The organism is Pseudomonas sp. P1_F1_2, from assembly GCF_056405815.1.
On sequence record NZ_JBFUBK010000001.1, the window covers coordinates 125,634 to 135,277 of the forward strand.

The 9,644-nt window shown below is 57.9% G+C and carries 9 protein-coding genes; 3 read left to right on the forward strand and 6 right to left on the reverse strand.

What is annotated here, in order from left to right:
- The first annotated feature begins 5 nt into the window (after positions 1–5).
- The gene (locus tag AC1D2P_RS00580) at positions 6–1,784 is read left to right on the forward strand and encodes an acyl-CoA dehydrogenase C-terminal domain-containing protein (RefSeq protein WP_477758214.1); all 1,779 of its coding nucleotides are present in this window, start codon (positions 6–8) and stop codon (positions 1,782–1,784) included.
- Between the two features lie 72 nt (positions 1,785–1,856).
- A complete protein-coding gene (locus AC1D2P_RS00585; protein ID WP_477758215.1) occupies positions 1,857–3,977 on the forward strand; it encodes a 3-hydroxyacyl-CoA dehydrogenase NAD-binding domain-containing protein in 2,121 nt (706 codons plus the stop codon).
- Between the two features lie 846 nt (positions 3,978–4,823).
- Here AC1D2P_RS00585 and AC1D2P_RS00590 read toward each other — a convergent pair.
- From AC1D2P_RS00590 to AC1D2P_RS00600, 3 genes are all read right to left on the reverse strand, one after another.
- Complete coding sequence (locus tag AC1D2P_RS00590; RefSeq protein WP_477758217.1) at positions 4,824–5,690, reverse strand: patatin-like phospholipase family protein; 867 nt, start codon at positions 5,688–5,690, stop codon at positions 4,824–4,826.
- Positions 5,691–6,024: 334 nt separating this feature from the next.
- A complete protein-coding gene (locus AC1D2P_RS00595; protein ID WP_477758218.1) occupies positions 6,025–6,510 on the reverse strand; it encodes a MaoC family dehydratase in 486 nt (161 codons plus the stop codon).
- Positions 6,511–6,579: 69 nt separating this feature from the next.
- Positions 6,580–7,203, reverse strand: a complete 624-nt coding sequence (locus AC1D2P_RS00600) for a LysE family translocator (RefSeq protein WP_477758219.1) — start codon at positions 7,201–7,203, stop codon at positions 6,580–6,582.
- Positions 7,204–7,392: 189 nt separating this feature from the next.
- Here AC1D2P_RS00600 and AC1D2P_RS00605 point away from each other — a divergent pair, with 189 nt between their 5' ends.
- The gene (locus AC1D2P_RS00605; protein ID WP_046032615.1) at positions 7,393–7,845 is read left to right on the forward strand and encodes an Lrp/AsnC family transcriptional regulator; all 453 of its coding nucleotides are present in this window, start codon (positions 7,393–7,395) and stop codon (positions 7,843–7,845) included.
- 638 nt (positions 7,846–8,483) lie between these two features.
- Here the strand turns inward: AC1D2P_RS00605 and AC1D2P_RS00610 are convergent.
- From AC1D2P_RS00610 to AC1D2P_RS00620, 3 genes are all read right to left on the reverse strand, one after another.
- Positions 8,484–8,687, reverse strand: coding sequence for a hypothetical protein (locus AC1D2P_RS00610; protein ID WP_043302433.1), 204 nt, complete (start codon positions 8,685–8,687; stop codon positions 8,484–8,486).
- Positions 8,688–8,755: 68 nt separating this feature from the next.
- Positions 8,756–8,980, reverse strand: coding sequence for a hypothetical protein (locus AC1D2P_RS00615; protein ID WP_008019294.1), 225 nt, complete (start codon positions 8,978–8,980; stop codon positions 8,756–8,758).
- A gap of 28 nt (positions 8,981–9,008) precedes the next feature.
- Positions 9,009–9,260: a hypothetical protein gene (locus tag AC1D2P_RS00620; protein ID WP_223525276.1), complete on the reverse strand. Its 252-nt coding sequence runs from the start codon at positions 9,258–9,260 to the stop codon at positions 9,009–9,011.
- Between the last annotated feature and the right edge of the window lie 384 nt (positions 9,261–9,644).

Sequence of the window (9,644 nt, forward strand, 5' to 3'; positions counted from 1 at the left end):
CAATCATGTCTGTTTACAAAGCCCCCCTGCGCGACATGCGCTTCGTTCTCAATGAAGTCTTCGAGGTGTCCAGACTTTGGGCTCAATTGCCCGGGTTGGCCGAGGTGATCGACGAAGAGACGGCAGCCGCGATCCTTGAAGAGGCCGGCAACATCAGCACAGATATCATCGCTCCGCTGTTGCGCAGTGGCGACGAGCAAGGCTGCACCTGGAACGACGGTGAAGTGTCCACGCCGGACGGTTTCCCGGCAGCCTATCGTGCCTTTGCCGAAGGTGGCTGGGGCGGTGTCGGTGGCGATCCTGAGTTTGGCGGCATGGGCATGCCCAAGGCGATCTCCGCCCAGATTGAAGAAATGGTCAACTCGGCCAATCTGTCGTTCGGTCTGTACCCAATGCTGACGGCGGGTGCCTGCCTGGCACTCAAGGCCCACGCCAGCCAGGAACTCAAGGAACGCTATCTGCCAAACATGTACGCCGGCACCTGGACCGGTTCGATGTGCCTGACCGAAGCCCACGCCGGCACCGATCTGGGGTTGATCCGCACCAAGGCCGAGCCCCAGGCTGATGGCAGCTACACAATCCGCGGCAGCAAGATTTTCATCAGCGGTGGCGAACACGATCTGAGCGAAAATATCATCCACCTGGTACTGGCCAAACTGCCGGGTGCTCCCGCCGGGGCAAAAGGCATTTCGCTGTTTTTGGTGCCGAAGGTGCTGGTCAATGGTGACGGCTCGCTGGGCGATCGTAACGCGCTGTCCTGCGGCTCCATCGAGCACAAGATGGGCATCAAGGCCTCGGCCACTTGCGTGATGAACTTTGACGGCGCCACCGGCTGGATCGTCGACGCGCCGAACAAGGGGCTGGCGGCGATGTTCACCATGATGAACTACGAGCGTCTGGGCGTCGGTATTCAGGGTCTGGCACAAGGCGAGCGCTCCTATCAGAACGCCGTCGAGTATGCCCGCGAGCGTATTCAGAGCCGTGCCCCGACGGGTCCGCAGGAGAGTGAAAAAGCCGCTGATCCGATCATCGTGCACCCGGACGTGCGCCGTATGTTGCTGACCATGAAGGCCTTAAATGAAGGCGGCCGTGCGTTCTCCAGCTATGTGGCTCTGCAACTGGACACCGCCAAGTACAGCGAAGATGAAGTCGCCCGCAACCGCGCCCAGGATTTGGTGGCGCTGCTGACCCCGGTGGCCAAGGCATTCCTCACCGACATGGGTCTGGAAACCACGTTGCACGGTCAGATGATCTTCGGCGGCCACGGCTACATTCGCGAATGGGGCCAGGAACAACTGGTGCGCGACGTGCGCATCACCCAGATCTACGAAGGCACCAACGGCATCCAGTCGCTGGACCTGGCCGGGCGCAAAATCGTCGGCAGCGGCGGGGCGCTTTACCGCTTGTTCGCTTCAGAAATTCGCCACTTCACCGCCAATGCCTGTGCCGATCTCGGCGAGTTTACCCAGCCGCTGAACGCAGCTGTCGATACCCTCGATGAGCTGACTGCGTGGCTGCTGGATCGGGCGCAAAACAACCCGAATGAAATCGGCGCCGCCTCGGTCGAGTACCTGCACGTGTTCGGCTACACCGCCTACGCCTATATGTGGGCGCGCATGGCCAAGGCGGCCATGGGCAAACAGGCCGAGGATGATTTCTACGCCAGCAAGATGGGTACGGCACGCTTCTATTTCGCTCGYGTGCTACCCCGTATCCACTCGCTCAGCGCCTCAGTCAAGGCGGGTAGTGACAGCCTCTATTTGCTGGATGCCGCACAGTTCTGAACATGATCAGTTTCAGGAAGAACCAACTGGGTGAAGACAGCTTGTTTGCTTCATCCGCCAGAGAGATCACCTATGAATAGCTTAATCAATTATCGCTGCGAAGGACCGCTGGCCTTGATCGGCCTTGCCAGTGCTCCCGTTAACGCTCTCGGCCAGGCGTTGCGCGAACAATTGCTGGAGGCCTGTGAACGCGCCGCCGCGGACGCCAGCGTGAAAGCGATTATTCTCCACGGCGAAGGTTCTGTGTTTAGCGCCGGCGCTGACATTTCCGAGTTTGGTAGCCCTGCGTCCTTCGCCGCGCCGGACCTGCCAAGTCTGCTGAGCCGTCTGACCGAGTTAGACAAACCGCTAATCGCCGCCATCGGTGGGCCGGCATTGGGTGGTGGGCTTGAGCTCGCCATGGCCTGCGGCTACCGGGTGGCTGAAGCCGGCGCGCGCTTGGGCCTGCCGGAAATCAAGCTTGGCTTGCTGCCCGGCGCTGGTGGTACGCAGCGTTTGCCGCGTCTGATTGGCGCCGCTGCGGCGCTGAAATATATTGCGTCCGGCGAGCTGATCGGCACCCATCGAGCACAGGTGCTGGGGCTGCTGGATTGGGTGGCACCCACCGCGGATAGTTTGCTCGAAACGGCCAAGACACTGGCCTTGGCACTGATTCACAGACAGGCGCCGGGCCGCCCGTGCCGCCCGAACTGGCCGCACCCAACCCCGGGTACAGCCTTGCTGCCGGGTTATTTCGCCGACTATCGCGCGGCGAATCAGTCGCGCTGGAAAGGCCAGAGCGCGCCGCAACGGGTGGTGGCGGCGATTGAAGCAGCCTGCAATCTGCCGCTGGCCGAGGGCCTGGCCCGCGAGGGCGAGCTGTTCAAAGAGGCCGAGGCTTCCACCGAGTCCGAGGCCCTGCGCCATGTGTTCTTCGCGGAGCGTGAAGTCGGCAAGTTGCCGGGGCTGGACGCCGGCACGTCGATTCGTCCGGTCAACCGGGTCGCGGTCATTGGTGCCGGCACCATGGGCGCAGGGATTGCCATGAACTTCGCAAACACGGGCATGGCGGTGACGCTATTGGAACTCAAGACCGGTGCCCTTGAGCGTGGTCTGGCACTGATCTGCAAGAACTACGAAAGCAGCGTCCAGCGCGGCAAGCTCACCGCCAAGCAGATGGAGCAGCGACTGGCGCTGATCCACGGCACTCTGGACTACGCCGATATCGCCGACGCTGACCTGGTGATCGAGGCGGTGTTCGAGAACCTGGCCATCAAACAACAGGTGTTCCGAACCCTGGACGAGGTGTGCAAGGCGGGGGCGATTCTCGCCAGCAATACTTCTACTCTGGATGTCGACGCCATTGCCGCTGTTACGTGCCGACCGCAGGACGTGGTCGGCTTGCATTTTTTCAGTCCGGCCAATGTCATGCGCCTGCTTGAAGTAGTGCGCGGCGCGGCCACAGCCCCGGATGTCCTGGCCACTACGCTGAAAGTGGCCAAGCGCATTGGCAAGATCCCGGTGGTTTCCGGGGTGTGCTTCGGCTTCATCGGCAACCGCATGCTCGAACCCTATTCCCGCGAAGCACATCGGCTGCTGTTAGAAGGCGCGACACCAGCGCAAATCGACAGAGTGCTAGTCGGCCTGGGTCTCGCGATGGGGGTGTTTGCGATGCACGATCTGGCCGGTATTGATGTGAGTTTTCTGGTCCGCGAGTCGCGCCGCGAAGTCATCGCTCATGATCCCGGCTACTGTAAGCTGGCCGACGCGCTCAATGCCCTTGGCCGTTATGGTCAGAAGAGCGGCCGTGGCTATTTCCACTATGAAGGCCGCGAGCGCAAGGATGACCCTGAAGTGGTCGTTTTGGCCGAGCGCATTGCAGGCGATCTGGGCATCCCGCGTCGCATTATCAGCGATCAGGAAATCCATGAACGTTGTGTGTTGATGCTGGTTAACGAAGGTATCCAGCTTCTCGACGAAGGCATCGCCCAGCGCAGTAGCGACATTGATCTGGTCTGGATCAATGGCTATGGCTTCCCTGCCTGGCGCGGTGGACCGATGCATTACGCCCAAGGGCTGGGGCTTGCACATGTGCTGGAGCGTATCGATCATTACCGAGAGGTACTTGGTGCCTATGGAGACATGTGGTTCCAGCCAGCACATTTGCTGGAGCGCCTGGTCGCATCTGGCAGGACCCGCGTCGAACGTATTTGATCTTTGCGGCTATTGGCGGCCATCGCAAACTGGCCGCCCTTTGCTATTCCTTGGAATCCGGAACAGAAAGTATTAGGGGAATGCGGGGCGGGCATAGTAACTACATTGGATAAATGCCGATCGTTTGGCTCTAAACCTTTAGCCCATTAGCCAAACGATGGAGTTCTACGGCGCCTCCAACAACGTTATGAAAGAGTTGATTGCCTGTGCCCTGCAACCCGTAGAGGTTCAGCCAGTCCCTACCGGTAGCGTCTGATCAAATGCAGCCCTCGGACCTTTCCCAGCCCACTCGCTGTCTTAGCCGATTTGGCCGACTGCCTTTGGCCGATCTCTGCCGGTCGTGTCCGGCAGCAGTCGACCCAGAGCAGACTGCGAGCACTGGCAAGAATCGGAGATCAGTAGACGATTGGCTGCGTCTACGAAACCTGAGCGACTAACTTCGTCTATGTTCCCTGTTCCTCACTGGACTAAAAAATGGGGCTGTTAATCAATTAAATTAAGCATTTGCTCTGTTTAGGCTGCCCAGCGTAGTCCGGCGACGCTCAGCAGGATCATGCCGATCCAGACAAGTTTCCAGAACGATACCGCATCACCCATCCAATACATTCCGACGATGGCTGTGCCGGCAGCCGATGCCGGTCCAGACCGCATAGGCGGTTCCTACAGGTAGCACCCGCAACGCCATCCCGGCCGAATTTGTCGAACTGGCGCGCATCGATGCGGCCAGACGGCTAATCGAAGGTAGGGCGAGCTGAGTTGGGTTGATCTTGAAAAGCAGGCATCGTTCTGGGTGCTCCGACCTGAAGGTTCGCTGGTGCGGGCCTCTTTTTTGGTAATTCACATTACTCAATGCTCATGGGCATGCGAATGGATGGTGAGGGCACCAGGTACCTTGGTGCGTTCGAGCCCCCCACGTTCCAGCCACCGGAGGGTCTGCTCGTAGGCACGCTGCAGCAAAGACTCGGTCTGGTCAAAGTTGAAAACCGAGACATCCACCGGGCACAAAGGCGGGACGATGTGCAGACTGGTGAAAGTGCGGAAGTGTTCGATGTCGCTCACCAGTTGGCGCATGCTCATCAGATTGACGGTGTGCAGGGCTAAGGCGACCAGTCCTCGGGGAGGTTGCATTAGGTCGCAACTCATTCCGGTGGGGATTACCACGACGTTGGTGGCTCCCAGGGCAACGGCAGTCGAAATCGGTGTATTGCTTGCCACGCCACCGTCAACCAGGAACTGATCGGCGATTTGTACGCAGGGGAACACCAGCGGAATGGCAGCGCTGGCCAGTAACGCCTGCTCGAGTTCGCCACTGGACAGAACTGTCTCGGCACCACTGAGCAGGTTGGTGGTGACGATGTACAGGGGTAGCACCGCATCCTCAATGCGGTGAATGGGCAGTGCCTGACCCAGCAGCCGATTCAAGGCCGACGGCTGCAACAGATAGCCACGCCGTTTGATCAATCCTCTACAGGTATCGAACCAAGAGAGGGGGAAGATGTCAGTTTTACTCAGCCCGCGCCAGAATCCGGCGAGAGCCTCGACGCCATCGGAATCGGGTCTTGCTGCAAAGTAGGCACCGTTGATAGCGCCTACCGAAGCACCAACCACCATGTCGAATCGAACATTGGCTTCGACCAGGGCCCGCAACATACCCACCTGCACCGCCCCCAAACTGCCACCGCCAGCGAATACGATTGCGGTTTTGGTCGCCATGGCGGAAGTCTCTGTGCGGAAATGTATCGAATGAGTGTAGCTGGCGGGTCGGCATTGCTTCCGGCAGCCCGCCAGATGATCGATATTTCGCAAGTCAGGAGTTACGGTCCATGCCGAATCCCAACGGAAACGGGATGAGTGCGTAACATTTTCGGTGATAGGAGATCAGTCTCTTGCGACCACGTTCCGGGAGGCCCCCGAGGTTGGGGTTCCTTTGAGCATATCGAGCAGGTCAAGCTTCATATGATCGTCTGCTTTTGGCTGTGGATCCAACCGGTCGTGAGGACGTGAATCGGCCGGTCTCGAATGGCCGAGATTGCCCCGTTGCAGACCATCAACTCGTGGGCCGGAGAGCACCATTGGTGGGATCTCCCTCAGAGAGCATCTGAGTGAGGCGTTCACGTTCCACCGTTCTTGGCAGCACACCCGAGGTTGTCGCCTCCACCACAGTGACACCTTGCGGGTTGACTATCCTGACTTCGGCCTTTGCGTGACCCCGCTCATCAATCTCCGCGATGAGCCAGTGGCAGGTGATCTGTTCTCCCGCGTAAACGGGATGTTTAAACTCAAAACGCATCCCGGTCGCCAGCCAACCAATTTGCCCGCCAATTTCGGTGACCAGGCTGGCAGTCAGCAGACCATGGGCAATGGGTGCCTTGAACCTGCGCAGCTGCGCGTAGCGTGCATCACAATGAACCGGATTGTAGTCGCGTGAAATCTGCGCGAATTGGCGAATATCGTCATCTGAAGAGCAACGGACTACCGTGAACCGGTCTCCGACCTTGAGACCTTCGGCAGCGCGTTCTCTTGGGCTATTCATTACGACTTCCTGTAAGGCGAGGGTGGGAAAATCAAACAGTATGCTCGGGCCCGGGAAATTCTCCTGGGCTCACCTCAAGTGCAAAGTTCCTTCGGCAAACAGAGCCAGTGCGATGAGGATCATGGCCGCGCCGGAAAAACGACTGACCCGTTGAGCGGCGGCTGGACGTGCCCGCAGAACAACCTGCGAGCCAAATCCGACTAGAAGGTAGATCACGCCACAGCTGATAGTGTGGACGAGCCCGAGCGCAATCATCTGCATCGGTACAGGCCAGGGGGCCGTGGCGTCGGCAAATTGCGGCAACAGCGCGAGGAACAGCAGGAACACTTTCGGATTCAGCCCGCTGACGCAAAGCCCCTTGAACGCCCAGCGCTTCCAGGAGCCTGACGCCTGAACCTCATCCGCGTGCGGAGTAGAGGGGCGCACGAGCATGTTGATGCCCAACCAAAGCAGATAACCCGCCCCGGCCATCGTCAGCACTGACAGGGCCAGAGGGTGGTTGGCGACCAAGGTGCCAACACCACCGGCTACCACCAGTGTGGCAATCAAGTGGCCGGATAACAGTCCGCCCACGGCGGGTATGACAACTCGATGCTTCAAGCCCGCGGATATCGCGTGGGCCCAATCGGCTCCAGGCGTGATCACAAACAGTATCGACACCGCCCAGAAGGCCACAAAAACACTGAAGGTCATGGCGTCACCCACGCCCGTTCATCACTCAACACTTCATTCATCATTCCACCTCTCAATTCCAAGGCCGTTCCTCTTGTTTCATTTTGAGGAGTACGGTTGTTAATGGTGGGAGGAAGATTAATGAAATCTGGTTAGAATTAGCTTTCAAAGACGGTCGCAATGGCGTTGCAGGTTAGGAGATTATTCTGCGTGGATAGAATTGATCGGAAGATTCTTGCTGAGCTGCAAAAGGATGGCCGCCTTTCGGTCACTGAGCTTGCCGAGCGTGTAGGGCTGAGCCTCTCACCTTGTCACCGGCGAGTGCGGGCACTGGAGGAGTCCGGTGTGTTGCTGGGCTATCGCGCGCAACTTGATCCCGGCGCATTGGGCCTGAATTTTTCCGCCATGGTGTTTGCCACGCTTAGGGAGGGTGACAGGCAGGCGGTCGAGGCGTTCGAATCGGCACTCATTGATATACCTCAGATAGTCGATGCCCAGAGGTTATTTGGCGAGCCGGACTACCTGCTGCACGTCATCACTCAGGATCTACCGGCCTTCCAAAGGCTTTACGATGAAAGCCTCTCGACATTGCCCAATGTGCAGCGGCTGACTTCGACGCTGGTCATGAAGCGGGTTGTCCAGGACAGGCCGTTGCCTTTGTGATGGTGTTTGGTACTGCTTCGCCTTTAAAACAGGGTCTTGCGCCAATCAGGGATGACCGCTCTTGGCCGGTTGTTGCCTTTTGCGAACGACTGCAAAGGGTCGTTCTCTACCGATCATGGTTACAAAGCGTGCTGGTCAAATCCGATGCAATCGGTGGTCAGAACGAATGCAACGGACTGGTCAGGTCGAATGCAAGCGGGTGGTCAAGTGGAGTGCAATTTCGCAGTCATCTGACATGGTCGCTTCTCCAGTTCTTGTAGAAATCGTGGCAGCGACCAAAAAAATGGCCCGCATGCGGGCGGGCCAAATGGGAATTCTTCAAAGGAGCAGGGTTAATCTGCGCTCCACCATGTGAGCGATTGGTGAAAAGCATGTTGCAGAAACGAAAAAGCCCGGCACATTAGCCGGGCTCTCTGTAGATGGGCCAAATCCCTTTGGCTGACTGCATTGTGCTTGGTAGGTGTGACGAAGGCATGACAGGGGCAGATACAAGAAGCCCGGCTCTGGACCGGGCATTTGAGTTACATCGGTACGACAGCCAAGCCGCTACAACATCTCGCCGTCATACCACGTGCCTACTCCGCCTTCCCCCGCACACTTCTTCACGCCTTCATAACCCGCCAGCTAGTTTCTGCCGTTCAATGGAGAACCCTGCGACTCTCTCCAATCCTGATCCGATCAAGCGCCCGGTTTAATGCGTCCAAGGCATCGAGGAGAGCTTTCGCCTCGGCTTCCCGGCCATCCCCCCATAGGCGTTCAGCCATTTTGTTCAGGGCTTGGATAGAACGCTCAATTTCAGCAGCAGTCACTGCTGCTTTACTGTCCGTCAGCTTCTTCTTCATTGAGTAACCGTTTACAGGGCATTGCTTGTATTTCAGATCTAGCGCGAATACGCCCGCCAGACGCATGGCTATTCAGCCTTCCGGACAATCCTTCCCGCCTTCACCTCATCTGTGTAAGCAGTCAGCCGATCAGCTTGCTCATGCAGCTTTTCGATCGTCTCCATTGCCTCCAGAAGCTCTGTATCCCCGCGCTGTTTTGCAAGCCTGAACATTTCCAGGGCAGCTTCTTCGAGGGAATATGCAGCGGCTTTCAAGTCGCGGCGTAACTCTTGATTGGGTTTGTTAAGTGCCATGACAACCTCCTGCCAATCCCTTCCGCGATCATTGGCAGTGGTCTGCCTTCGCCGGCCGGACTACCTGACCTGCACCGATTTCTTTAATCCAGACATCTAACCGATTCTCACCTTGCTGGAAGATTGTGATCATCCTTCGAAGCGCCTCAGCGTCTGGTCCATTACCTGCGTGGCTTAGCCGCTCGGCAATCCGAACTAACTCCACGGCCGACCACTTCAGATCAGAGGCGACACCCTGCAGATCGCGCTTCAGGTCCGGCACTGGTTTGTTGAGCCCCATCATCACCCCTTACAAGCCCCCACAACACTAATCCGATATTCAGCTGCGAAATTGCACTCTACTTGATCACCCGCTTGCATTCGACCTGACCAGTCCGTTGCATTCGTTCTGACCACCGATTGCATCGGATTTGACCAGCACGCTTTGTAACCATGATCGGCAGAGAACGGCCGATTCTGTTGAAAAAGTCGGATTTTCAGCCTGAGTAAAATCAAGCACAGCTACCACCGGATAGCCTACTCACCACTTTGTGTGGTTTCTCGGCCCTTCGTTGACCTTTGCTGCGTCGTTATTGGGTTAATTTGAGGTTTTTGGCTTAGTGTAGGCGCACCTATCCCGTGACTGGTGGCCCTTGAGATGTCAGTTTGGCCAGCCGACGTAGGT